This window comes from Pseudomonas sp. Arb-4-2C, assembly GCF_055755015.1.
In genome coordinates this window covers 433,619-459,356 of record NZ_CM146899.1, presented here as the reverse complement: position 1 = coordinate 459,356, position 25,738 = coordinate 433,619, and the positions used below count along the sequence as shown (strand labels likewise).

19 protein-coding genes and 1 pseudogene are annotated in these 25,738 nt (G+C 60.2%); 6 read left to right on the top strand and 14 right to left on the bottom strand.

The features are described from left to right. Positions 1-210 precede the first annotated feature (210 nt). From AC0J41_RS01960 to AC0J41_RS01950, 3 genes are all read right to left on the bottom strand, one after another. The gene (locus AC0J41_RS01960; protein ID WP_473014429.1) at positions 211-786 is read right to left on the bottom strand and encodes a primase 1D-like protein; all 576 of its coding nucleotides are present in this window, start codon (positions 784-786) and stop codon (positions 211-213) included. Then, positions 783-2,255: a dGTPase gene (dgt, locus tag AC0J41_RS01955; RefSeq protein WP_473014428.1), complete on the bottom strand. Its 1,473-nt coding sequence runs from the start codon at positions 2,253-2,255 to the stop codon at positions 783-785. The genes AC0J41_RS01960 and dgt overlap by 4 nt, the downstream gene beginning before the upstream one ends. Before the next feature lie 756 nt (positions 2,256-3,011). Then, the gene (locus AC0J41_RS01950; protein WP_473014427.1) at positions 3,012-4,052 is read right to left on the bottom strand and encodes a DMT family transporter; all 1,041 of its coding nucleotides are present in this window, start codon (positions 4,050-4,052) and stop codon (positions 3,012-3,014) included. 261 nt (positions 4,053-4,313) lie between these two features. Between AC0J41_RS01950 and AC0J41_RS01945 the strand changes: the two genes are divergently transcribed. Then, positions 4,314-5,720 carry a DUF2252 domain-containing protein gene (locus AC0J41_RS01945; RefSeq protein WP_473014426.1) on the top strand — a complete coding sequence of 469 codons (1,407 nt, stop codon included), beginning with the start codon at positions 4,314-4,316 and terminating at the stop codon, positions 5,718-5,720. A 90-nt stretch (positions 5,721-5,810) separates the two neighbouring features. Here the strand turns inward: AC0J41_RS01945 and AC0J41_RS01940 are convergent, their stop codons facing one another. Beyond that, entirely contained in the window at positions 5,811-6,383 is a 573-nt protein-coding gene (locus AC0J41_RS01940; RefSeq protein ID WP_025110517.1) for a GNAT family N-acetyltransferase, read from the bottom strand. 323 nt (positions 6,384-6,706) lie between these two features. On the opposite strand from AC0J41_RS01940, the gene rimJ reads away from it, so the two are divergent. Then, positions 6,707-7,294, top strand: a complete 588-nt coding sequence (rimJ, locus tag AC0J41_RS01935; RefSeq protein ID WP_473014425.1) for a ribosomal protein S5-alanine N-acetyltransferase — start codon at positions 6,707-6,709, stop codon at positions 7,292-7,294. A 69-nt stretch (positions 7,295-7,363) separates the two neighbouring features. Next, positions 7,364-8,803, top strand: a complete 1,440-nt coding sequence (locus AC0J41_RS01930; RefSeq protein ID WP_473014424.1) for an ArnT family glycosyltransferase — start codon at positions 7,364-7,366, stop codon at positions 8,801-8,803. Positions 8,804-8,880: 77 nt separating this feature from the next. On the opposite strand, the gene pmrG is transcribed toward AC0J41_RS01930, so the two are convergent. Beyond that, positions 8,881-9,552 (bottom strand): lipopolysaccharide core heptose(II)-phosphate phosphatase PmrG, encoded by a 672-nt coding sequence (pmrG, locus tag AC0J41_RS01925; RefSeq protein ID WP_473014423.1) that lies wholly within the window; start codon positions 9,550-9,552, stop codon positions 8,881-8,883. A gap of 254 nt (positions 9,553-9,806) precedes the next feature. Between pmrG and AC0J41_RS01920 the strand changes: the two are divergent. Continuing rightward, a pseudogene (locus tag AC0J41_RS01920) lies at positions 9,807-10,868 on the top strand (methyl-accepting chemotaxis protein); the annotation flags it as partial. Next, complete coding sequence (locus AC0J41_RS01915) at positions 10,863-11,726, top strand: methyl-accepting chemotaxis protein (protein ID WP_371262359.1); 864 nt, start codon at positions 10,863-10,865, stop codon at positions 11,724-11,726. The pseudogene AC0J41_RS01920 and the gene AC0J41_RS01915, both read left to right, overlap by 6 nt. A gap of 245 nt (positions 11,727-11,971) precedes the next feature. Here AC0J41_RS01915 and AC0J41_RS01910 read toward each other — a convergent pair whose 3' ends face one another. The 7 genes from AC0J41_RS01910 to AC0J41_RS01880 all read right to left on the bottom strand — a co-directional run bounded on the left by AC0J41_RS01910 (position 11,972) and on the right by AC0J41_RS01880 (position 22,389). Beyond that, positions 11,972-12,397, bottom strand: coding sequence for a hypothetical protein (locus AC0J41_RS01910; protein WP_473014422.1), 426 nt, complete (start codon positions 12,395-12,397; stop codon positions 11,972-11,974). A gap of 142 nt (positions 12,398-12,539) precedes the next feature. Beyond that, the gene (locus AC0J41_RS01905) at positions 12,540-13,913 is read right to left on the bottom strand and encodes a DUF1329 domain-containing protein (RefSeq protein WP_025110523.1); all 1,374 of its coding nucleotides are present in this window, start codon (positions 13,911-13,913) and stop codon (positions 12,540-12,542) included. A gap of 150 nt (positions 13,914-14,063) precedes the next feature. Continuing rightward, a complete protein-coding gene (locus AC0J41_RS01900) occupies positions 14,064-16,019 on the bottom strand; it encodes a DUF1302 domain-containing protein (RefSeq protein ID WP_473014421.1) in 1,956 nt (651 codons plus the stop codon). A gap of 47 nt (positions 16,020-16,066) precedes the next feature. Then, complete coding sequence (locus AC0J41_RS01895) at positions 16,067-17,362, bottom strand: phospholipase (RefSeq protein ID WP_473014420.1); 1,296 nt, start codon at positions 17,360-17,362, stop codon at positions 16,067-16,069. Positions 17,363-17,603: 241 nt separating this feature from the next. Then, on the bottom strand, positions 17,604-19,172 hold the full coding sequence (locus AC0J41_RS01890) for an FGGY-family carbohydrate kinase (RefSeq protein WP_473014419.1): 1,569 nt from the start codon (positions 19,170-19,172) through the stop codon (positions 17,604-17,606). Positions 19,173-19,192: 20 nt separating this feature from the next. After that, the gene (locus AC0J41_RS01885; protein ID WP_473014418.1) at positions 19,193-20,788 is read right to left on the bottom strand and encodes a glycerol-3-phosphate dehydrogenase/oxidase; all 1,596 of its coding nucleotides are present in this window, start codon (positions 20,786-20,788) and stop codon (positions 19,193-19,195) included. A gap of 5 nt (positions 20,789-20,793) precedes the next feature. After that, a complete protein-coding gene (locus AC0J41_RS01880) occupies positions 20,794-22,389 on the bottom strand; it encodes an FAD-binding oxidoreductase (protein ID WP_473014417.1) in 1,596 nt (531 codons plus the stop codon). A gap of 211 nt (positions 22,390-22,600) precedes the next feature. On the opposite strand from AC0J41_RS01880, the gene gliR reads away from it, so the two are divergent. Further along, positions 22,601-23,617 carry an AraC family transcriptional regulator GliR gene (gliR, locus tag AC0J41_RS01875; protein WP_025110529.1) on the top strand — a complete coding sequence of 339 codons (1,017 nt, stop codon included), beginning with the start codon at positions 22,601-22,603 and terminating at the stop codon, positions 23,615-23,617. Between the two features lie 175 nt (positions 23,618-23,792). Here gliR and AC0J41_RS01870 read toward each other — a convergent pair whose 3' ends face one another. Then, positions 23,793-24,161: a glyoxalase superfamily protein gene (locus AC0J41_RS01870; RefSeq protein ID WP_473014416.1), complete on the bottom strand. Its 369-nt coding sequence runs from the start codon at positions 24,159-24,161 to the stop codon at positions 23,793-23,795. 118 nt (positions 24,162-24,279) lie between these two features. Further along, on the bottom strand, positions 24,280-25,737 hold the full coding sequence (locus AC0J41_RS01865; protein WP_473014415.1) for an N-acyl-D-amino-acid deacylase family protein: 1,458 nt from the start codon (positions 25,735-25,737) through the stop codon (positions 24,280-24,282). Between the last annotated feature and the right edge of the window lies 1 nt (position 25,738).

Here is a 25,738-nt window from a genome sequence, read left to right as displayed (position 1 = left end):
GAGCTACTCTCGCACAGGCCTGAAACTGGCCCTTACAGCCACCAACGCCAAGTACTAGGGGGGGAGCCCCCACAAGACGACCGCTACAGATGCTCACCCACCATACTTTGATTGGAAAGCGGGAAGAATTAGGCCGTTGGATTGGTGACCTCGGCTGGCTCGCCTCGCCTTAAGCGATGCCGGGAGCAAGCCGGGCGGCGTGGATTACTTCTACACCGGAAAAACTCGACGAGGGATGTCCGTGTATTGGGAGGTATTCTTCGTCCATCGAAGAGCAGCATATCCGGCGATTAGACGATGGCCGACCCATCGCGGATCTACCGTTGGCGGCATTCCAATCTGGTTAGCCAAGAGCAGCCGTCCCATTAAGTCTATGAGCTCCTCGGAGTTGATGAACCTCCCCCCGTAACCATGATACGACCGACCGCTTTTGAACCATGCAAATCCTTCGAAATCCTCATCGAGGAACGGCCTGAGTTTGGAAAGGTGAGCCGCCGCCGCCGTTGACAGATCAATCATTGGAATATGCTTGATTTCGCCATTCAGCATTTTTACTCTGGAATGAATCGCTACCTCCGCTCCTGCCGGACAGCTTTTTATTAATCTCTCCATATAAATCAAGTCCAAAAAATTCTCTACCCCAACGGTCACCACATGCCTTGTATCGGTCAATGATTGAGGTAGGTAGTGATAGAAGCTTAACTCTACCGCCTCAACTGGCTGGGAATTTAAGACAACCATCGCCGCCACATGCCAGTAGGGATGATCCTTGGAGCGTAATATCACAATTTTATTCCAGACAGAGTTTGATAGGTATCAATCGAGAAGTCATCTGTCATACCGGAAATGAAATCAGTAACCAGATGAGCCCTCAGCACCCATTCTTTTACATGGAAACTTTCGTCTCTAGAGAGCCTGGCCAGATCATCACGATAAGCCTGAATATATCTTTTTGGAAAGAGTGATAACAATTTAGATTCGATAACAATCTTATGACCTTTCTCATCTTTCTTTTGACCATCCAAAGCCAGAGCAAAACGCCCCTCGCCAATTTTAAGGATGCACGAGAATTGCTCAAGCAAGCCAGATATTGCCTTATAGCCAGCCAGCTCAATCTTCTGGACGCTCTCGTGGCAGTATACCCGGTCCCGGCAATAATCTTTCAAAAGCTCGAGAATTTTTCCGTAAGCCGACTCCGCAGAAATTAACGAGGACATCGCCCCGCTCAGCACCTCGTCATGATGGATGATGTACTGTTCCGCAGCATGATTAACCAACGCCCGATTCAGGTTTGTACGGAAATCCGTGAACGTATATGGCTTCCCATCTGGTTTCTCACCATTGGCGGCGTTAGTAAGCGCCGCTGTGATGATACTTGAGAACTCTAATTTATCGTAACCAGCGCTCCGCCATTGGCTGTCGATATCAGACAATGCAGAAGACTGGTTCAACAACCCCTTTTCAATCGAGTCTTCGAGATCACTGATACAGTAAGCGATATCATCAGCAGCCTCCATGATATATGCAAGAGGATACCGCTGCGGGCTATTGTAGCCGAACTCTCGCCAGACACTCTCGACGATGTCTACCTCCGTCGAGAAGTAACCACACTTTTTAACAAACGGAGAGTAAACTTCTTCCGGCTTAATGCCGCTGGTACGCACATACTTCAGGTAGGCTGCTAACGTGGTTTTGGTTAGATTCAAACCAAACTCATCATTATTCCGCTGGAGCTTAGTGACAATCCTTATCCCTTGGGGATTGCCGTCAAACTCAATAAAATCAGCAAGCGCTTGGTTTTTATATGTCTCAGCCCCCGCTACACCTGACGCTTCAAACGCGCATTTCAGCGCATCTACACCATTAATCTTGAACCACTCAGAAATTGCGAACTCACCGAAATGGCCAAATGGAGGATTTCCAATGTCATGCATCAAGCACGCCGTCTCGACGAATGTTGTCAAAGCAGCACATTCCTCTTTCTCGGCAAGCTTCTTCTCCATAAGCTGTATGGAAATCTGATCAGCAATGTAACGGCCAACCTGAGCAACTTCTAAGGAATGCGTCAACCGGCTCCTCACCGAAGCGTTGGACTCCATCGAAAAGACTTGTGCCTTTTGCTGGAGCCTCCTGAAAGCCGGACAGAACAAAAGCCGTCCCCTGTCGCTTTCAGCCTCCAATAAAATATGACGATCGGAAACTTCGGAGGTTCGGAATCGAGTATTTGAAAGAATCTTGGTGTATACGGTAGTCACGATGCGTCCTAGCTGGCTTGGTAATTATGAAAGTTGAACATCGTTGAACCCTGGCGCAGAGCCGGTAGAGCTCGCTTGCCTCACAGCAGATCAGAGCTGATGCCTGAATGAAACGTTGCTCATTTCCCCGGCGCTAATTCTGAGATGCCCTGCCTGGAGTGAGCCTGCCGTCACGGTCACGCCATTCCCAGATGCCTACACGCGAATGTATCCGCCAAGCGTTAGCGCGAGCAAGCTGAGTAAGCTCACATGTGCTGGAGCGACGTATGTGCGTCGGTGCAACGGACGAGAGGCAACGTCAAAAGCACCTAGAAACCGAAATGTAGGATATGGCTTCAGAGGATGGACGCCCAACAACCGTAGACTCCGCCTTCTGGTGATTCGATTCAACGAAGGAGGCGCATAGGCCTGATTGAATCGTCCCTTGTTTCGTAGACGGGATGGCTCGCCGCTGTGGTCAGTTATTTACCAATTATGATTACGAAGCGAGCTGGTCAACTCCGTTCCAATCGGTAGTCAGATCGAATTCAAACGGGGTGGGCAAGTGGCGTGCGATTTCGCATGGTATTCCAATTGGTATTCCCGGCAAAAACAAAACAAAAAATTATTCATATAAATCAATATGCTACCTAACAGATTCAACTTACCCCGGCCCACCAACTCTCAACGACAAAGCCCGCCTAGTGCGGGCTTTGTCGCATCTGACCGTCCCACTCCAGCGCTTACCGCCGAAAACCAATCCCCCGACACACCCGATCAATGCTCATGCCGATGATGCACATCCGGGAAATGTGCATGACTGTGCCGCATCGGCGTATGCACATGCGGATGGCTATGCGGCGCCACCCCATCCCACTCAAACCCATGCGTATGCTGGTGATGCTCATCGTGTGTATGCCGATGATCATGCTCAAGCGGTTCGTGCTGATGCTCATGAGCATGGTTTTCCATCAGATGAATCGATACCCCGAAGACCATTAATGCGGCCGCGAGCAGGAACATCAGCGATACCGACTCGCCGAGCAGCAGAATCGAGATGCCTGCCCCCAGGAATGGTGCGGTGGAAAAGTACGCGCCGGTGCGCGCGCTGCCCAATCCGCGCAGGGCGAGGACGAACATAACCAGGCTGACGCCGTAGCCGAGAAAGCCGACCAGCATGATCGGCACCAGCGAGCTGGCGGCGGGCAGTTGCGTGCCGATGAACAAGGCCAGGGCGCAGTTGACCAGCCCCGCCACCAGGCCTTTGCTACCGGCGATGAACAGTGCATCCGAGGCAGAGACTTTGCGCGTCAGGTTGTTGTCGATGGCCCAGCAAAAGCAGGCGAAGGCGACAGCCAGCGGCCCGCTCCAGTCATGCGCCGACATCGCCTCCTGCGGCCATGACAGCACGACACCGCCGGCCACGATGGCAAGCATGCCGATCACGATGCGCCGGTCGGCGCTCTCCTTGAACACCACCCACGCCAGCAGTGCCGTGAGCACCGATTCCAGATTGAGCATCAGTGACGCGCTGGCGCCGGACGTTCGGGTCAAACCGAACATCAGCGCCACCGGTGCCAGCACCCCGCCGAAGCCGATGGCGCCGATCAGCCACGGCCATTCACCATTTTGAAGCCCGCAAGGCTGCCAGCCTCGATCGCGGGCAAAACGCAGGACGGTCAAGCCCAGACCGCTGCCCAGATAGAGCAAGCCGGCGAGCAGAATCGGCGAAGTCTGTAGCCCCAACAATTTGGCGAGTGGCGTACTGGCGCCGAACAGCGCCGCCGCAATCAAAGCGTAGAGAACACTCATATTCATGATGGGAACACTCGCTCGGGGCGATGGAATACCGGCAGTCATCATCGCGCAACACAGGTGAGAATTGTGTGAACAGCTCCCTGAAGATCGGACATCCAGGAAGCCGAGACCAAACAGGCGTAACCCGAATACCGCCAAGAAGCCCGGCTGAATGCCGGGCTTTTTTATGTCTGCGCTGTTGCCCACATCGTGCAACGTCTGCGGATAAACCCCCAAAGCACTTCTACACTCACACCGCCCCCACTGCCACGACGAGTCCCCATGACCACCCTCCAAGACCGCATGAAGCAAGGCAAGGACGCGCGCAAGCAATGCTCGCGCGGTTCGCAGGCGACCACCGGCAAGATGAATCGCGATCCGATTCCGCTGATCAAGGCCTCAAGCCAGGGCCGCGTCGCGTCGTTGGTGGAGCTGCGTTATGGGCGGATGCTGGTGTCGCCCTTCACTTTCTTTCGCGGTAATGCGCTGGTGCAGGCGCATGACTTGTCGGGCACGGCGAACATGGGGCTGGTCGGGCCGATCTGTGGTGATGCGCATTTGATGAATTTCGGTGAGTTTGCCACGCCGGAGCGCAATCTGTTGTTCAGCGTCAATGATTTCGACGAGGCGCATCCCGGCCCCTGGGAATGGGATGTGAAGCGCCTGGCAGCAAGTTTTGTGGTGGCGGCGCGGGATCTGCGCCATGGTGAGTCGGTTGAAGAGGACGTCTGTCGGCAGATGGTCGGCGCCTATCAGGCAACGGTGTTGGAGTGCGCCGAACAGAGTGCGCTGGAAACCTGGTACGAATCGATCAAGTACGAAGACTTGCTCGATCAGGCGCGCAAAAGCGCGCTGGAACATGTGCAGCGTGCCGTCGAAAAAGCCGAGCGGCGGACCCATGCCGAGTTGCTGCCGAAAATCAGTGAGCGCGACGCCAACGGGCGGCTGATCATTCGCGACGACCTGCCGGAAATTTTCCACCTGCACAAGAACACCACGCTGCTCGACGCCGATGATGACTGGTTGCGGCTGGCGGACTGGCGGCCGTTGTTCGACACGTTCATGCGGGATTACCGAACCACGCTGCAGGCTGACCGGCGGGAATTGCTGTCACGGTTTCACGTGCAGGACCTGGCGTTCAAGGTGGTGGGTGTCGGCAGCGTCGGCACGCGGTGTCTGGTGGCGTTGCTGACCGACGATCAGGAGTTTCCGTTGTTTCTACAGTTCAAGGAAGCGCGGCGCTCGGTGCTCGCGGATTATGTGAAAGCCAAATCCCGAACCCGCCATGAAGGTCAGCGTGTGGTCGAAGGACAACGCCTGATGCAGTCGGCCAGTGATCTGTTTCTCGGGTGGACCACCGGCCCCAACGGTCGGCATTTCTATGTGCGGCAATTGCGCGACATGAAGACTTCCGCCGAGCTGGAAAACTTCGACGCCGAAACGTTCGCCGCTTATGCCCGGGTCTGCGGTCGCGCCCTGGCCCGCGCTCACGCCAAGGCCTCGGGCAATGCGGCGCTGATCAGCGGCTACATCGGCAAAGGTAATGCCTTGGCCGACGCGCTGTTCAAATATGCGCGCAGTTATACCGCGCAGAACGAACGCGACTTCGAACGCTTTCAGGAGGCCTGTCGCAAGGGCCGCCTGCGGGCACGTTCGGAAGCCGATTTTGCCGCGGATCACTTGCCTTGAAGGGTTCCAGCGCCGTCGCCGCCGAGATGAATTTTTCTTCACTGCTCCGGTTCGATCAACACGGTACAGTCCGCTCGCTCATTCAAGAAACTACGGTTCGCCCGCGCTCTCCCGCGGGCTTTTTTTTGCCCGTCGTTCGGCGCCGAAGCGATACACCCAAGTGTCCTGCACGCCATGCTGTGGCGACTGCCGCGCCCGCCGGTGAACCCTGATCAGCGCAAACCCCGCCGCTTCAGCCAGACGCTGACTGCGGGTGTTGGCCGATGAGGTGGTCAGGTAAAAGGTGAAATCAGGCCAGCGCCTGACCAATTGCGTCAGCACTTCGCGCATGTAGCCCTTGCCGGCAAACGCGCTGTTGGCCCAATAGCCGACGACGTAGCGCTGGCGCCGACGCGGTATCAGACCGATGCAGCCAACGACGGCTCGACCGTCTTCGGTCACGATGAACAGCCGCCGCTCACCGGACTCGCTGGCGAAATCTTCCCGTGCTTGCAACATCGACGACAGTGCCCGCTCTTCACTGGTATGTTCGACCGCCCACTCCAGAAAGGGCGCATGCTCGCGGTAACTGGCGTTCAACGCCTCGCGCACCGGGGTGACCAGCGCGGGGTCCGGCGAGCGAACACGCAGCGCCAGCCCGTGCACCGTCAATGCAAATTCCATTGCTTGTTCCTCCAATTGCAGAAATGCCGCACTCGATACCACCCTGTGCACTCAACCAGAGAAATTTACAGGGCGCCAGCGCGGTTAATGCCGATCAGTTAAACGAACTCAATGCTCAAAGCCACGAAGATCAATTGTGGGAGCGGGCTTGCTCGCGAAGACGTCGGCCCAGCAAACATTGATATTGACTGCCCCACCGCTTTCGCGAGCAAGCCCGCTCCCACAGGGGATCTGCGCTTAACTGATCGGCATTAGCCAGTGCGGTTTGTTTTTTTCCACCCTGTGGGCAATCCTGTCCCTGACCTTGCCAACCGGAGCGCCCGATGTCACTGCTGAGCCTGCCCTGCCAACGTCTGACGCTCGCCATCCTGGCCCCCGGCCAGGCCGAACTGGAAAGTGACTTCTATGCACGCAACCAGCGCCACCTCGCGCCTTGGTCGCCGATTCGCACCACCGAATACTTTTCCACCGAACAGATTCGCCGACGCCTCGAGGTTCAGGCCAGTGCCTACGAGGCCGGGCTGGCGATGCATTTCGCCCTGCTGACGCCGGACGGCCAACAGATGATCGGCGCGTGCAACTTCAGCGGGATCATTCGCGGTGCGTTTCAGGCCTGTTATCTGGGTTATCACATCGACCACGCACATCAGGGCCAGGGCCTGATGCAGGAAGGCCTGGAAGCTGGCATCGGCTACATGTTCGACACCCAGAACCTGCACCGGATCATGGCCAACTACATGCCCGGCAACGAGCGCAGTGCACGCCTGCTGGAGCGCCTGGGTTTCGAGCGCGAAGGCTACGCCAAGGCCTACCTGAACATCGCCGGCCGCTGGCAGGACCATGTGCTGACGGCGCTGGTCAATTCGTTGTTCGAGACGCCGGACCAGCGCTGGTCGCGCCGATTAGCGTGAGTTTCACAATTTGTTAAGCATTGGCGAAGTATGCTCAGGGTTCCTGCCCTTTCCGGTTGCCTGAAACCCATGCCGCGTGCCGCCACTTCGCTGTTTCTACTTGCCGCCCTGCTGTTCTTTTTCGCCCTGGGCAACCACCAGTTGCAAGGCTCCACCGAGGCCCGCGTGGCCGGGATCGCCATGGAGATGCACCTGGACGATGACTGGGTGACGCCGCGCCTGTTCGGCGAGCCCTTTCTGGAAAAACCACCCCTGAGCCTGTGGCTGGACGCCGGCGCCATGCGCGTGTTCGGTGTTTCGCCGTGGGCGGTGCGGCTGGCGTCGGCGGTGGCCGGGCTGCTCAGCGTGATGCTGCTGTACGGCATGCTGCGCCGCTTCGGACGGCCGAAAGCGGTCGCGTGGACGGCGGGGATTCTGCTGGCGACCATGGCCAGCTACTGGAGCAACGTGCGCGGGGTCGGCGAGGATGCGCTGCTGGCGCTCGGCGTGACCACGGCGCTGCTGGCGTTCTTTCAGGCGCAACGCGCACCGAACGCGGGCAACTCGCTGCTGTTTATCGTCGGGATTGCCATCGCCACCTTGAGCAAAGGCGTGCTCGGACTGGCAATGCCGGGGGTGGTGATTTTCGCCTATCTGCTGGCCGACAACCTGATCGACAAACGCCTGAAGATCGGCGCCTGGCTGCGTCCCGGCCTGCTCACGGCCGTGGGCCTGATTCCGTTGCTGATCTGGCTCGCCGTGCTCTATCAGCGCGGAGGCTCGCACGCCGTCGCTGAAGTGCTGCTGACCAACAGTGTCGGTCGCTTCAGCGGCTCGTTCGTCGAAGCCGGCCACTACGAGCCGTTCTACTACTACCTGGCCAAACTGCCGGAAGCGTTCCTGCCGTGGAACATTCTGGTGTACCTGGGCCTGTGGCATTTTCGCAAGGAACTGAAAGCCAACCGTTACCTGCTGTTTTTCAGCCTGTGGATCGTGGCGCAGTTCATCATGCTGACGCTGGCCTCCAGCAAGCGCACGGTGTACCTGATGTCGATGACCCCGGCCGCTGCGGTGATTGCCGCCGAGTACGCGCGGGTGCTGTTCGATCGCTTGCAGGCGCATGAAACGGCCAACCGGTTTATCGGAAAAGTCGCCCGCCATCGTCAGGCGATTGCTGCTGGCTTGCTCACCGTGGTGATCGCCAGCTACCTGGGCGCCGCACAGTGGGCCTTGCCCAACGCCGATAAGGAACTGTCGTTCCTGCCGCTGACCGAACACATTCAAACCCTGCAAGCCAACGGCCAGCAGGTGGCGCTGTTCCAGGCCAATGAGCGGGTCGGCGGCGCCAGCGTGTTCTACACACAGCGCGTGCTCAAAGGGCTGGATACCGACGCGCAACTGCACGAATTCCTCAGCGCCTCACCGTCGAACGTCGCGGTGATCTCGGCAGACAGCGAACCCGCCGCGCCACTCAAAGTGCTCAAGACCATGATGGTCGGACGGCAGGCGTACTACTTCGTCGGCTACTGAAACCCTAAACGCCAGACAATAAAAAACCCGCCGTCACTGGCGGGTTTTGTTTGTGCTGACGGGATGGAAACGTCAGTTCATCGGGTGGTGACTGAGTGCCAGTCAGAGGCTTCGATGAAACCCAGCATGCGCGGGGCCGCTTTATTCGCGGCGGAAATGAACAGCGAAGAACCATAGCCAGGGTCGGAAACCGGTACGTCCAGGTCCTTTTCCAGCTCCGCCATGCATTCGCTGTGGGTCACCAGGATCAGATTGCGGCCCGGGAGCTTGTGCGCCAGCGCTTCCTGCAAGATGCGGCCCTTGCAGCTGATCAGCCAGTCTTCGCCGGTGGCCGCACGGTTGAACATGTAACCGGCGGTCTGCACGGTGCGCAACATCGGGCTGTTATAGATATCGGCGTGGTCCAGGCCCAGATGCTCGAACTGCGCGCCGACACTGACCGCAACGCTGCGCGAGCGGTCGGTGATGCCGTCATCGCCGCTCAGGCACGGCGCCGGGGAGTGGTCGCAGCGCTCGACATGACGCACCAGCACAATCATGTCGCCCTTGGCCCACCCGGCCGCCAGCGCCTTGGCACCGGAGACGTTGCCATGGGCCAGGTCCGGCACCGCTGCCGGGGCGAGCAGCCACAGGGTCAGCGGAATCACCAGCAGCAAGGCGCCGAGCACGACCCAGGTATTGCGATATCGGGTCAATCCGCTCAGGGAGATCGAGCGTTTGACGCCGAACAGACTCAGTCTCAATTCCACATCGGGCCGCCTCGCCGGCATGCATCACAGTCAATACGATGCGGCGAGGGTAGAGAAGCGCACGTAAGTGGTCGGTGAAACGATTGTGAAAAAAGTCTTGAGGAGCCTTGTTACAAATTCCGTCGGACAAAATCCTTTCAGCTCTCGTGTTTGCGGCCGATACAGTCCTGCTAACACCCTTGCTGGCTCAAAAAAACAACAATCTTCCAGCCTGACAGACGATCAAGAAGCTCTACGTTCCTGGAGGAATTGTGATGAATAGCTGGTTCGGCAACATCAGCGTGAACATGAAATTGGGTCTGGGCTTCGGCCTGGTACTGGCCCTGACCTGCGTCCTCGCCCTGACCGGCTGGACCAGTCTCGGCGGTCTGATCGACCGCAGCAACTGGATGAGCGACATCACCCAGCTCAACGCCGGCCTGACCAAGCTGCGCGTAGTCCGCCTGCAATACATGCTGACCAACGGCGACGAAACCGCCGCGCAGAATGTACAAACCACCCTCGAAAGCTTTGCCGCGCAACAGCAAGCGCTGATCAACAAGTTCAAGAGCCCGGAAAACGTCAAACTGCTGAAAGAGCAGGCGGCGACCATCGCCGAATACCAGACGTCGCTGAACAAGATGCGCAACGCCTACCGCACCGGCAACAGTGCGCGCGACGTCATGAGCACCAATGCCGAGACCGCTTACAACCTGATCGAGTCGATCAGCAACCGCGTCCGACAGATGGACATGAGCGAACAGCGTTTCGAACAGTTCCAGGCCATCACCGAAGCCAAGGAAGCGTTCATCCTGGCGCGCTATGAAGTGCGCGGCTACACCGCCACCACCAACGCCGAAACCGAGCAGAAAGCCGTCGGCCAACTGGACGTGGCGATTGCCAGCCTCAAGCAACTGAACGTGCATTTCGCCGCGACTCAACAGGACGCCCTGCGTCAGCTGGAAACCGCCCTGAGCAACTACCGCAGCGCGTTGCAGGCGTACAAGAACGCCAACAGCGAAGCCGTGCAGGCGCGTAAAGAGATGACCGATCAGGGCGCCGCGATCGTCACCACCAGCGAGCAGCTGTACCAGATCCAGCTCGACCGTCGCGACATCGAAAGCGCACAGGCCCGTACTTTCCAGTTGATCAGCACCCTGCTGGCGCTGCTGGTCGGTGTGATTGCCGCCGTGATCATCACCCGTCAGATCACCCGTCCGTTGCAAGAAACCCTGGCCGTGGTCGAGCGCATTGCCAGCGGCGATCTGACCCAGAACGTCACCGTCACCCGCCGCGACGAACTTGGTGTGCTGCAACAAGGCATCGCACGCATGGGCGTGACCCTGCGCGATCTGATCAGCGGCATCCGCGACGGCGTCACCCAGATCGCCAGCGCCGCCGAAGAACTCTCCGCCGTGACCGAGCAGACCAGCGCCGGCGTGAACAGCCAGAAGGTCGAGACCGATCAGGTGGCGACCGCCATGCACGAGATGACTGCCACCGTGCAGGAAGTCGCGCGCAACGCCGAAGAAGCCTCGCAAGCCGCTGCCGCCGCAGATGGCGAAGCCCGTGAAGGCGACAAGGTGGTGAATGAAGCCATCGCGCAGATCGAGCGCCTGGCCAGCGAAGTGGTGCGTTCCACCGAAGCCATGAGCGTGCTGCAACAGGAAAGCGACAAGATCGGCAGCGTCATGGACGTGATCAAGGCCGTGGCCGAACAGACCAACCTGCTGGCGCTCAACGCGGCGATTGAAGCAGCACGCGCCGGTGAAGCCGGTCGTGGTTTTGCCGTGGTCGCCGACGAGGTCCGTGGCCTGGCCCAGCGCACACAGAAGTCCACCGAGGAAATCGAAGGCCTGGTCGCCGGTCTGCAGAACGGTACTCAGCAGGTTTCGGCCGTGATGAACAACAGTCGCGCCTTGACCGACAGCAGCGTGGCCCTGACCCGCAAGGCTGGCTTGTCACTGGAAAGCATCACCCGCACGGTGTCGAACATCCAGTCGATGAACCAGCAGATCGCCGCCGCTGCCGAACAGCAAAGCGCCGTGGCCGAAGAGATCAGCCGCAGCATCATCAACGTGCGCGACGTGTCGGAACAGACCGCCGCTGCCAGCGACGAGACCGCAGCCTCCAGCGTTGAACTGGCGCGCCTGGGCGGTCAGTTGCAGCAGATGGTCAGCCACTTCCGCGTCTGACCTTCGCTTTGCGGTGAATGAAAGATCGATTCGCGAGCAGGCTCGCTCCCACAGGTACGGCGTTGATCACAGATTATGTGAACAACGCCAATCCCCTGCAGGCCTTCGCCGGCTCGCGATGGCGTCAGTCCAATCCCCCCCAGACTCACTGCCCCGACGCTCACGCCTCCCACGGCTTAATCACCTCCACCCCTGAAAGCTGAAAGTCCTTCACGTGTCGAGTGGCAGCAATAGCATCAGTAACTTCAGGTCATTTCACCCATGCCATCGATTGCATAAGTGACATCGACCTTGAAGTACCTGCCGTCAAACTGATCTGTGGTGAACGTCAGTTTACCGTTGATCCTGACTTCAGCCGGCGCATGGTTCTGCAGCACCACGATACCTTGGCGAGCATGATAAACATGGCCACCCAAAGTATTGGAATACCAGATTCTTTTGACTTTTCCTCCATCCTTCGGGAATTCAAAGGTGCCACTTGGCTGGTCTTTATCAACCAGGTTGAAGCCCATGCCTATCTGCCTGGGCGAGGTCATATCACCATAGACTTGCATGTCTTCGTAATCGAGTCGCCCCACTCGACTCGACACAAAATCCAATGTGGCAATCAGCTCATTATCAGTAAGTCGATATTCTTCGATCCGGCCCTTCATGGTGCCATTGACGGCCATGATGCGTACCTCCCGTTGACTCTCAACCGAATGGTTGGAATCGGCTAAGCATGCAGCAGGCCCCTTCATAAAAGACCTGTCATAAATGACAGGTCTTCAGACTCGATAGTAATTAAAGCGCCCGTAATAGGCTCATTCTGGATTACCGCGTGCCGCGCTGGCGCAACGCCGACGGCATGAAGTACGCGTCTTCCGGCACTGGTTGCGAGAAGTCCACGGTGGAGGCTTCTTCGTTGTCGAGGTTCTGCACGTAGTAACGTCGCGCCTGCAGGTCGTGGAACACGTCCAGCGCGCTCCAGGTGGTCGGCAGGTCGTAGAAGTTTTTCAGGTAGGCCATCGACACCCGCCACAACTCCCCACGCCCGTCGTATTGATCGACCAGCGCCGCGCCCCAGCTGTCCTCGTCGAGAAACAGCACGCGCCTGGAATAGATATGCCGCGCACCCGGCTTGAGGTTGCCTTCGACCACCCACACGCGGTGTAGCTCATAACGAGTGAATTGCGGGTTGAGGTGGCCTGGGGTGAGCAATTGCGCGTACTTCACGTCGGGGCTGCCGACTTTGTAGTTGTTGTAGGGGATATAGATTTCCTGCTTGCCCTTGAGCTTCCAGTCGTAGCGGTCCGGCGAGCCGTTGAACAGGTCGGTGTCATCGGCGGTGCGCAGGCCATCGGACGAGGCAATCGGCGTGTCATACGCAAGGTTCGGCGCACGGCGCACCCGGCGTTGGCCGGCGTCATAGACCCAGGCCTGACGCGGGTCCTTGAGCTGATCGAGCATCTCGTGCACCAGCGCCGCACCGCCGGCCAGTCGCGCCGGGCTTTTCACGAAGGCGAGGTAATAGAACAGGATATTTTTCAGGTCGGCGTACTGGCCGCCAGGACGGTAGAAGTTGAACAGCGCTTCCTGCTGCGAGGTGACCAGCGCAAAGCTGCCGTTGCGCTGCACCGGGGCTTCGGACGCGCGGCGTACCACGTAGATGCCGCGATAACGGGTGATGTGGTTCCACAGCACTTCGACGCCGTCCTTGGGCACCGGGAACGGCACGCCGCCGTAGGCATCGGCGAACCCGCTGCCGCCCTCCAGCAGCTTGGCCGAGGTCGCGTTCTTGAGGGTGTTGTCGTACAGCCACTGCGGCGCCGAACCCGAACGACGCGACGGATAGACCGGCATCTGGAACGTGTCGGGGTAGCTGTTGAACAGCGCGATCTGCCCGGGACTGAGATGGGCTTTGTACTGATCCAGATTGGCCTTGGTGATGACAAACAGCGGCTTGTCCGCGGCGTACGGGTCCGGGTGGTGCTGACCCGGTTTGTAGCCGGCCGGCGCCTGAGTGATGCCACCGGTCCAGGCCGGAATGGTGCCGGCGGCGTTGCCCGCACGCTCGGCGCCCATCGGCGTGAGGGTGGTTTTCAGTTGTTCGGCTTGTTGCGGGGTGATCGCGGCGAGGGCGCTGCCGGCGGTCAGGCCCAGAACAAGCGCCAGCGAAATCCGGGTCATGCTTGAAGTGTGAAACATGATCTTCTCCAAAGTACAAAAACCTGTGGGAGCGAGCCTGCTCGCGAAAGCGGTGTATCAGTCGACATCAATGTTGAATGTGCCTGCCTCTTCGCGAGCAGGCTCGCTCCCACAGGGGGGATGAGGTGTTGCTGAAATCTCGTGTAGAACTCACAAGAAATACTTGAGGTTGAACCCGACGTTGTCGCGGTCACGAATGCCGTTGTTCTGCCCGCCGCCCCAGAAGTTGGTGTATTGCACCTCGGCCTCGAGCTTGTTCTGGTAGTTGGCCTTGACCCCCAGGGTGTAGGCCTTGCGCCCTTCGATGGTGTTGCCGGCCTGATAGCTGTTGCCCTTGAAGTCGTCCTTGTAGACGACATAGGGCGAGACGTTGACCCCGGCATACACGTCGTTCCAGGTGCCGTTGAACATCACCGTGTAGCTGTAGGAGTTGCGGTTGACCTGATCGTCACGATCACCGCCAGAGACATATGAGGTGTTGCCGGTGCCCGCGTAGTAACGCGTGCTGCCGTCATAGGCGGTGTATTGCAGGCTGCTGCCGCGCAGGTGTTCGGAGGCCAGTTCGAAGATGCCGAACATCGAGTCGAACGACAGCGTCGGGCCGAAGTTGTAGATGCTGCCCAGCGAGGTGTTGAATGCTTCGACGCGTTCGGCGTTGTTGATCTCGCTGTCGAGGGTGACCATCTGCCCACCGACATTGACTGCCTTGCCGGTCACCGCTGTAGCCGCGCCGTTGGCCAGGTCGCCGATCAGATCGTTGGTCGCGGCAATGCCGATCGGCAGGTTCGGTCGATAGGCAATTTCGCCGAACACCGAGGCCTGGCCCAGGGTGGTGTTGAAGCTGAAGCCGTACATGCGGATGTCTTCGGCATAACGCCGATGCGCCTGGATGTTGCCCATGACGTCGGCGGTGGCGAGACCGTTGGCCAGTGCCCCGGCCTGACTGCCGGCAACGCTGGACAGCATGTTGGTCAGGGCATTCATGTCGATACCCTTGTAGCCACCGAGGTCAGCGGCGATGGTCGGTTCCTTGGCATGGTAGTTGACCATGTACAGGCCGAACTCGGTGCTGTTGAGTTGCTCGGCGATGTAGCGAAAGGCAAAGCCGAACTGGCCATCGTTGCGCGCGTTGTAGTCCTTGCCGATCGACGCCACCTTGAGCGTGTTGCCATAGGCCGGGGTCACGCCATTGGCGTAGAGGCCGGTGCTTTTCAGCGCCGGACCGAGCAACGGGTTGTTGCCCAGTGCGCTGTACAGGCCGATGACGTTGCCAAAACCCGGCACCGGAGTATCGAGCGCCGTGCCGCTGAAGTTGTTGTAAGCGGTATTGCCGCCATCGGCGAACAGGTCGCTCTGCGAGTAGAAGGTGCCGACCGGATCGATGCGGGTTTCCTTCCAGTTGGTCTGGTAGAAACTTTCCATGGTCAGCGAATCGGTGAGGCCGATGTTGAAGCTGAGCGCTTCCACCGGCATCAGCACTTCCTTGACCTCGGCGCCCGGCAAACGGTACTTGGCGGCGTCCACCGGGTTGGTGGTGTTGATCCCGCCGCGATAGAAAATCCCCTCGCCCCAGTTGAACACCTGGCGCCCGACCCGTGCGGTGACCGGCATCTGCGCGACGTCCCAGTTGCCGTAGACATAAGCGTCGAGCATCTCGATCCGGCTGCCGGCGATGTCGCGGGTCTGGCTGGTGAAACGGTCGTCCTGCGGGTAGCTCTGGCTCGGTTGCGACGGGTTGTTGTTGCGGTAGTAATCGTTGCGCTTATCCATCAACTGCGTGTCGTAGAACGCAGTGCCGCGCAGGAACATCCCATAGTTCTGATAGTTGGCTTCCAGCTCCGAGGTGATCTTGTACACCTCGGAAACCAGCCCGGTGTCGAAGTTGCGATTGCCGTCGTTGGTGTTGACGTCATCGTTGTTCTTGTCGCGGCCCTGCACCCGCCACAAACGGCCATAGGACAGGGTCGTGTCGATCGAGCCGGTGACCTGATTGTCCAGCACGCTGAACTCTTTGGCCTGCACGCCATCGACTGCGCACAGTTGCAGCAGCCCTGCCAGACCGACGCCGGGGAGCGCTACGCCAGACAGGCGAAATCGAGCTTTCATGATCAGTTCCTCTTTCCCTGGTTTTATTGTTGTGGGGTGCAATACCGCTATGGCCGGGGCGCCAGTCCGGCGCTCACATACATCCGGCTGTGCGCGCCGAAATGCCCGAGCAATCTGAACAACTGCTGATTGAGCGCCGGATGCTCGAACGTCTCGCGCTGCAACTGATTGCCGCTGCTGAAATCGCTGGTCACCGGCGCCGTCTCCAGCCATTGACCGATGGCTGCATCAAACGCGGCGGCGTCGTCGACCGACTCGGCGCTGACCACGTCGCGCAAGTAGTCCACCGAGTACGGCGGATACCTTTTGTCTTGCGCCACGTCGGCGTAAGCAGCGAGCATCGGATGCGGCTGACCGGCTCGTAGCAGGCGCCGCAGCCAGGTCGCCTGGTACTTCTCGATTTCCATGTGGCGGGTGGCGACGCGTTCGATGGAGGCTTGTTTGTCATCCGCAAAACCGGCCAGCGCCTTGCCTTCCAGCAACAACAGGCTGGGCAGCTCGACCCCGGGCAATGGCTTGGCGTGATAGGGCTGAGTGAGGTCCTGCACGTGGTGCACGCCCCAACCAAGAAAGCGGTAGCCCCAGTAGGGATGACCCGTGGCAAAGGCCAGTCGCGCCAAGCCCATGTACTGATAGGCACGCCAGTCGGGCCAACTGCGCTGAAGAAATCCGGCGGCTGCATACACCACCGGGCTCTCATGGAAAAAGCCCATGTGGAACGGCGCCTGCGAGCTGTACTGAAAACGCGCATCGCCAAACGGCTGTGGGCCGAAGCCGTACAGCGCGCCGACCTCGCCGGGGTTGTCACTGAACAGGTTGATGTCGTGGCCGTAGTCCGGCTCGTCGGCGGCACTCGCCAATACCGCCAGCGCCGCGACTTTTTCGCCGTCCACCACGCGTATGAAACGCTGGCGATTCCACGGCGATAACGTCTGCTCGACCATCACCTGATCGGCCGCCAGATGTTCACGCTCGGGCAGATCCTGACCCGGCAGCGGCTGAATGACCATCGCCAGATGAATGTGCGGATTGAGGCGCAACGCGGTGAGAAAGGCGTGGCGCAGATTGTCACCCGGCACGGCGGGCAGCTGCAGATTGTCGGGGCGCGGCGGGTACTGGGCGAAGTGCTCGCGGGCGAAGCTTTCCTGTTGCTCCAGTAGTGCCACCACGGCTGGATACTGCTCGGTGAGAAAGCGCTCCAGTGGTTCAACTTCAACCGGCGGCGCATCGCGCAGGGCCGGCAGCGCCTGCAACGCCAGATAGCTGCCCACCGTGTGGTTCGACCAGCCCCACGCCGTCGGGGCCACTGCACAAAGCAGCAACAGGAGAAATGTCAGCTTCATTGCTTTTAATTCTTATTGGATGTGCTGTGGGGGTTGAGCCTAACAACCACCCCCGGCGCTGGCACTGTCCAATCTCACCAGAAAAAGTCTCCGATAGCGCCACGCCTCGATCCGAAAGACACCACTGTGCCCTGTGGGAGAGGGCTTGCTCGCGAAGGCGGAGTGCCAGTGACATCAAGGGTGACTGACGTTACGCCTTCGCGAGCAAGCCCGCTCCCACAAGGAACTGCGTGGTGTTTTGTCAAGCGGGGTAACCGGTGATCTTGCGGATGCTCTGGTACAACGGTTTGAGCTGGCGGTACATGCGCAGGTAGACGTCTTTGTACAGCTGCTCGTAGATTTTTTGCGCCTCGGGTTGAGGGGTGAACACCGCGCCGACTCGAGTCATCGCCGCGATCGCGCTGGGGAAATCCGCGTACACCCCCAACCCCACCGCACAGCAGATCGCCGCGCCCAGCCCCGACGCCTCGTACACATGCGGACGCTCCGCCGGCAGGCCAAAAATATTCGCCGTGAGCTGCATCGCCGCATCGCTCTGCGAGCCGCCGCCCGCCACCCGCAGACGCTTGATCGAGACTTTCGAGCGCTTCTCGATCTTCTCCATGCCCTGACGCAAGGCATACGCCAGTCCTTCCAGAATCGCTCGGTAAATGTGCGCGCGGGTGTGCACATCGCCAAAGCCGATCATCGCGCCTTTGGCCTCGATACCCGGCTCACGAATCCCCGGCGACCAATAGGGTTGCAGCATCAAACCCATCGACCCTGGCGGTACTGCCTCGACCAGTGCATCGAACAGTTGCTCGGGTTCAATGCCCTGCTCTTTCGCCTGCTGCATCTCACGCAAGCCGAACTCGTTCTTGAACCAGCTGACCATCCAGTAACCGCGATAAATCATTACCTCGCAGTTGTACTGATCCGGCACCGCCGACGGATACGGCGGAATCAGCGGGACGATTTCCAGATAGCGCGAGCGCGTGCTGGTGATCGTCGCCGTAGTGCCGTAGGACAGGCACACGGTGCTCGCATCGACCACGCCGGAACCGACCACTTCGCACGCCTTGTCGGCGCCCGCCGCAATCAACGGCAAGCCCTCGGGAATCCCGGTGTGGCGGCTGGCCTCAGCGCTGATGTAGCCAAGGGTTTCGCCGGGTTTGTACAACGTCGGTAATTGCTCCGGACGCACTGCCAGCGCCTGCCATTTCCAGTCACTCGGCGCGGCCCATTGCAGACGCTTGAAATCGAACGGCAGGTAGCCGACGCAACAACCGACCGAGTCGACAAAGCGTCCGCACAGACGATGGGTGAGAAACCCCGAGAGCAGCAGAAACTTGTCGGTCGCCGCCCACAGCTCAGGCTGATGCCGCGCGATCCAGTTGGCCTCGGCCTGGGCGCGAAAATAATCCACAGTGGCCTGCGCACCGACCAGTTTGAACAACCAGCCCCACGGCCCCTTGATCCCGCCCTCGACTTCGCTCTGGCGCTGATCGAGCCACAAAATCGCCGGACGCAGCGGTTTGCCCTCGGCATCGACATTGATCACCGTGCCGCGCTGGGTGGTCAGCGAGACGCCGGCAATCTGCGAACGATCAATCCCGGTTTGCGCCCACACCTGCTGGCAGGCCTCGCCGAGTTTCGCCCAGTAGTATTCCGGATCCTGTTCGGCCCAGCCCGGTTGTGTCGAGTAGTACGCCTGCAACTCGACCTTGCCTTTGCCGAGCAGATTACCCTGCAAATCGAAGAGCAATGCACGCACGCTCTGGGTGCCGTTGTCGATTGCCAGCAGGTAACGCTTGTTCGGGTGGTTATCCATGGAGCTCTCTTCAAGGGGCATCAAGGCGTGGCATCCGGCAAACCGTGATGGCGTTGCCACAACGCCCGGTAACGCTGCAGCTCTTGCTGCCAGTGTGCATCGTCCCAGCCCAGCCGTGGCTGGCAGAGTTTGCCGATGGCGGCGAAGTGATCTTCGCCACCGCGCGCCAGCAACAGACCCAGACGGGTGCGACGCAGCAGCAGATCATCGAGGTGCAGGACCATTTCCGCTTCACAGGCGAAGGCCAGTTCTGCCCACAAGGTGTCGGTGCTGCCGACGGTATCGTGGCCCAACTCGGCGATCAGTTGCGCCAGCCTCGGCAGGTCACGGCCATGTCGTCCGGCCAGGCGTCGCCATTGCTGAGGGCTGAGTCCGGGAATGCTCAGCGGCGCAACGCCAGCGAACACCGGCGCCGCATCATCCTCGAAATGACGGCCGAGCATGCCGGCACAAGCCTTGAGCACTTCGATGGCTTGCGGGCGAAAGGTCGTCAGTTTGCCGCCGGCCAGGGTCACGCAACCCGGCTCCTGCCACAGCACATGTTCACGGGTTTCGTTCGACGGCTTGCCTTGCTGCTCACCCGCCGCGCTGCCCACCACCGGGCGTACGCCCGACCAGGTCGACAGCACATCGGTTGCCGTCACTTCGGCCCCGGGAAATTGTTGCCTGCAAGCCGCCAGCAGATAGTCGAGTTCTTCCGCACTGATGCTCGCGCTCTGGTCCAGATCCTCGCGATGATCGAGGTCGGTGGTGCCCACAACCGTCGCCCCTTCCCAGGGAAAAACGAACACCGGCCGACGGTCGCGCTCATGCAGAAAAGTGAACGCCTGCGCCACCGGCAGACGCCAGCCCGGCAGCAGCAAATGACTGCCGCGCAATGGCCGAAGTTGTCGCGGTGACTCAGGCAAACGCAAGCGCTCAGCCCACGCACCGGTCGCCACCGCCAGCACGCCGCAGCGCAATTGCAGCGATCCACCGGCTTCGCAGTCATCGATCTGCACCCCGCACACCCGCCCGTCTTCGCGCGGCAACCGTTCGACGCGCACCCCGTTGAGCACCACCGCGCCATCGGCCCGCGCTTCGCTCAGCACGCGCATCACCAGCCGTGCATCATCGGTCAGCGCATCGACAAAACAGGTGCCGCCGAGCAGGTCGTCTTCCTTGACCCCCGGCGCCATAAAACGCAGTTGTTGCGCGTCATGAAAACGATGGCTGCGCCGTCCGGCCAACGCGTCGTAAACGGACAACAAGCCACCGAGCACACGCGGCCCGGGAAAGCCGCCGCGATAGTGCGGCATCATGAAACTCATCGGTTCCACCAGCCCCGGCGCTTCGTCGAGCAGGCGTTGACGTTCGCGCACCGAGTCGCGGGTCAGGCGCCACTGGCCCTTGGCGATGTAGCGCAAACCGCCATGGACCATTTTCGACGATCGACTGGAGGTGCCCCAGGCGAAATCCCGTTGTTCCAGCAACAGGCAGCGCCAGCCACGCCGCGCAGCTTCGCGCAGGATGCCGGCACCGCTGATGCCGCCGCCAATCACGATCAGGTCCCAGGTTTCGGCGCCCAACGTTGGCAGAATTTGCTCGCGCCACGCGGCGTTCCAGTCAGGATTCATGGTGGTCACTCCGGCAACAGCGTGCCGGGATTGAGGCGCCCGGCCGGATCGAAGTGCTTGCTCAGCGCCTGCAAAGTGTCCATCGCCAGCGCACCTTTTTCGCGCAGCAGATACGGCGCGTGATCCTTGCCGACACCATGCTGGTGACTGATGGTGCCGTGGTTGTCGACGATGGTCTGGCTGGCCGCATGCTTGAGGGCCTTCCAACGCGCCAGCGTCGCGGGATAGTCCGCCGCCGGGCGAAACACGTAGGTGGTGTAGATGCTCGAACCTTCGCCGTAGACGTGGGACAGATGGGTGAACACGTGTACGCGTTCGCCTTCGGCGGCCAAGGCATCGCGCAGGCTGTTTTCGATCAGGTTGAGCAGGTGGTCGACGTTGCTCCAATCGGTGGCGGTTTCGAGGGTGTCGACCACGTAACCGGCGTTCCACAGGTTCTCGCGCAGGTAGGGGAAACGGAAGCGGTTCTGCGCCCACTTCTTGCCAAGCAAAGTGCCGGTGAACACGCCGCCAAAGGCTTTCAGATGCTGCCGGGCTTGCGTCAATGACAGCGCGTTCTGCCGACGATTGCCGGTCACGCCGAAGGTCAGCAGGCACTTGCCCTCACCGGCGCCGCGCAGGCTCAGATACTTTTCCAGCCAGGCGATCTGCTGCGGATGGCCGGCCAGCGCCAGCTGAGTTTCAGTCTCCACCGCATTCGACAGACGCAGCATCGACAGCGGTACCCGCGCCTGCGCCAACTGGCGGATCGCTTGCAGCGCCTTGCTCCAACCGGGCAGGAACACGCCGTAGAAACGCTCATCGGCGGGCAGCGGACTGACCCGCACCTTGACCTCGGAAATGATCCCGAAACGGCCTTCACAACCGAGCACCACTTCACGCAGATCAGGCCCCGCCGCCGAAGCCGGAAAGGTCGGGATTTCCAAGGGGCCGGCGAAGGTTTCCAGCGTGCCGCCGGCGAACAATTGCTCGATGCGCCCGTAGCGCAACGACTGCTGACCACTGGAGCGACTGGCGACCCAACCGCCGAGCGTCGACAGTTCCCACGACTGCGGGAAATGCCCGAGCGTGTAACCCTTGGCGCGCAGTTGACTTTCGACTTGCGGGCCACTGGCGCCGGGGCCAAACGTCGCCAATTGGCTGGCCTCGTCGAGGTCGGTCAGGCGATTCATCCGCGCCAGCGACACCGTCACCACCGGCCGCGCCGAGTCCGGCGGGTTGATGTGCCCGGCCACCGAGGTGCCGCCGCCGTAGGGAATCAGGCACAGGTCCTGCTCATGGGCGAGTGCCAGTAATTGGCGGATCTGCTCAGCCGTTTCGGGAAACGCCACCGCGTCGGGATAGTTGCCCGGCACGCCTTCGCGCAGTGCCAGCCAGTCCGGCAGGCTCTGGCCCCGCGCATGCAACAGACGGTCATGAGCGTCGACGCTGTACAAGGCGTGCTGCCCCAGCCGCGAGACCGGCACCCGCGCCAATGCCTCCTCCAGCGTGGCATCGGGCAGCGCGCGCCCGGCCCCCAACCGTTCATGGAGAAAACTCGCGCCCTGGGCCGGCAGTTCGACCACCGTGGTTGCATCTCCCCAGCCGTTCCAGCGTCGCATGCGTGTGTCCTTCTTATGCAGTCTGATCAGTGATGTGGCAGGCCTCCATACTAGTCAGCGGCCGAAAAGTGTCACGGTCGCATCCGGCCAGTTCGAGTAGCCAATTGAGTCAAACGTCGCGCAAGTGCCAGCCATTTACTTTAGCCGTGGTTTCAAATTACCTTTCAGGCATTCATTCGCTCATGCAGGCCTTGATCAAGGGATTTGGATCATGCAATCGCTCGGCTTCACCTCTGTTCCGCCGCTGCTCAAATACGTGCGCCATGCCGAACAACTGGGCATGGCCATCGAGCCCGCGTTGGCGGCGGCCGGGTTGCAGGCGCAGCAACTGAGCGACAACAGCCTGCGTCTGCCGGGCGAAACCCATGAACGCCTGCTCGATTACTTCTGCGAGCACTCGGGCGATCCGCTGTTCGGCCTCAATGCCGCGAACTTCGTCTTGCCCAATTCCTGGAGTGTGCTCGGTTACATCACCATGAACTGCGCAACCCTGGGCGATGCCATGAGCCGGATCATGCCGTTCGAAAAACTGGTGGGGGACATGGGCGTCAGCCGCGCCGAGGTGCAGGACGGCCACGTGCATCTGATCTGGAGCTGCCGCTACGAGCGCCCGCGGATCCGTCGGCATCTGGTGGAAAACGTCCTCGGCTCATGGCTGCAATATGCACGCTGGATCGCCGACACGCAGATGTCGCCCGCCGCCGTGTGGCTGGAACACCCGCGTCCGGTGGATACCACGCAGGCGCAGTACGAACGGTTTTTCGATTGCCCGGTGCTGTTCGAGCAGCCGTATTCAGCGCTGATCGTGCCGCTGCCGTACCTGCAATTGCCGTTGCGCCAGGCCGATGCGCAATTGCTGCGCACCCTGGAAGAACACGCGATGGGCCTGATGGCGACGCTGGAGGACGCATCGTTGGAGCAGAGGGTCAAAAGCATCCTGCGCCAGTTGCTCAAGGAAGGCTTGCCGCGCAAGGAACAGGTGGCCGAGCAACTGGCGGTGTCGGTGCGTACGTTGCAGCGCCAGTTGCATCAGGCGGGGACGTCGTATCAGCAGATTCTCGATGACCTGCGTCAGGAGTTGGCCGAGCATTACCTGTTGAACAGCACACTGCCGATTCAAGACATTGCGCAGTATCTGGGGTTTACCGAGCCGAGGTCGTTTCACCGCACGTTCAAGAGCCGGCGCGGGATGCCGCCGGGGGAGTTTCGGCAGACGCATCGCGGGTGATGGTTCCGGCCTCTTCGCGAGCAAGCCCGCTCCCACAGGGGATTTATGTCGTACACAAAATCCATGTTCGCTGACGATCCAATGTGGGAGCGGGCTTGCTCGCGAAGGCGTCAGCAGCCGCACAACGTCCCACAGATAAATCGCGCTGACTGGGCCGCGACTTGTTCAGCTCGATTCAGAGACTGATCGCGTTGGTAAACACCAGCCGATTGCCGAACGGATCCGTGATCGTCATGTCCTGACTGCCCCACGGCATCGCCTGGATCCCCGGGTTCGAGAACTTGTAATCCTTGGCCACCAACTGCTGTTGAAACGCCTCCAGCTCATCGGTCTCGATGCGCAACGCCGAACCCGGCGTTGCATCGCCATGATGCTCGGACAAATGCAACACGCACTCGCCACGCGACACCTGCAGATACAACGGGAAATCGGCCTCGAAACGGTGCTGCCAGTCGACCTTGAAGCCGAGGAAGTCAACGTAGAATTCCAACGCCTTGGCTTCATCGAAGATCCGCAGGATCGGGGTGGTTTTACCGAAGCTCATGGGGTGCTCCCTGACTGTTTGGCCCAAGAGTGTAGCTGGGCTGGATGTCAGCAATTCGGCTTGGCGATGGCTTTCTTTAATTGCAATGTGCCATCACTGTGACGCACTCCGCGAAATGTCAGCGAAAGTTGTTGCGCAAATCACCCTGCCGGGCCAGAAACCGCCCTTCCCGGCGGCCATTCGCCTGGCCGTCGCGATAGCTCAACACACCGTTGATCCACACGCCATCAATGCCCTGCGCCGCCCGCTGCGGGTCATTGAAATCCGCCACATCACGCACGGTCGCTGGGTCAAACAACACCAAATCGGCCCAATAACCTTCACGAATCTCGCCGCGCTCCGTCAAACCGAAACGCGCCGCCGACAGCCCGGTCATTTTGTGTACCGCAGTGTGCAGCGGAAACAGCCCGACATCGCGACTGAAATGTCCCAGCACCCGTGGGAAAGCGCCCCACAGGCGTGGATGCGGGAACGGGTCTTCCGGCAGTCCGTCAGAACCGACCATCGACAATGGATGCGCGAGGATTTTTCGGACATCCGCCTCGTCCATGCCGTAGTACACCGCGCCAGCGGGTTGCAGGCGTTTGGCCGCTTCGAGCAGGGGCACGTTCCATTCGGCGGCGATGTCGATCAGGTCGCGCCCGCTGACGTGCGGGTGCGGCGTCGACCAGGTGATGGTGATGCGGTGGGCATCGGTGACTTGCTTCAGATCCAGCGTCGACGAGCTCGCCGCGTAGGGATAACAATCGCAACCCACGTGCTGGGCTTTCGCTGCTTCTTCCAGCGACGCCAACAATTGCGGACTACGCCCCCAGTTACCGGCACCGGCACATTTGAGGTGGGAAATGATCACCGGAGACCGTGAATGGCGTCCGATGCTGAACGCCTCCTCCATCGCCTCCAGCACCGGTTCGAACTCACTGCGCAGGTGCGTGGTGTACACCGCACCGAACGCGGTCAGCTCTTCGGTCAATTGTTTCACTTCATCAGTGGAAGCATTGAACGCGCTGGCGTACGCCAGCCCTGTGGATAACCCGAGCGCACCCGCTTCAAGGCTTTCGCGCAATTGCTCACGCATCGCGCCGATCTCGTCTGGCGTGGCGCTGCGGAACAAGTCGTCGAGGTGATTGCTGCGCAGCGCTGTGTGACCGACAAGCGCGGCGACGTTCAGCGTGGTCTTCGCCGCTTCGACCGCCGCGCGGTAATCGCTGAAACGCGGGTAAACGAACGCGGCCGCCGTACCGAGCAGGTTCATCGGATCCGGCGGATTGCCCTTCAACGTCACCGGCGACGCACTGATCCCGCAGTTGCCGACAATCACCGTGGTCACGCCTTGGCTGAGCTTGGGCAGCATTTCGGGTTGGCGGATAACCACGGTGTCATCGTGGGTGTGCACATCAATGAAACCCGGCGCCAGCACGCGACCGGTGGCGTCGATTTCCTCAGTGGCACGAGCATCCTGCAGGTCGCCAATGCGCTCGATGCGGCCATTTAAAATCGCCACATCGGCGCGGTAACCGGGCGTGTTGCTGCCATCGATGATCAGGGCGTTGCGAATCAGCGTGTCGTACAGCATG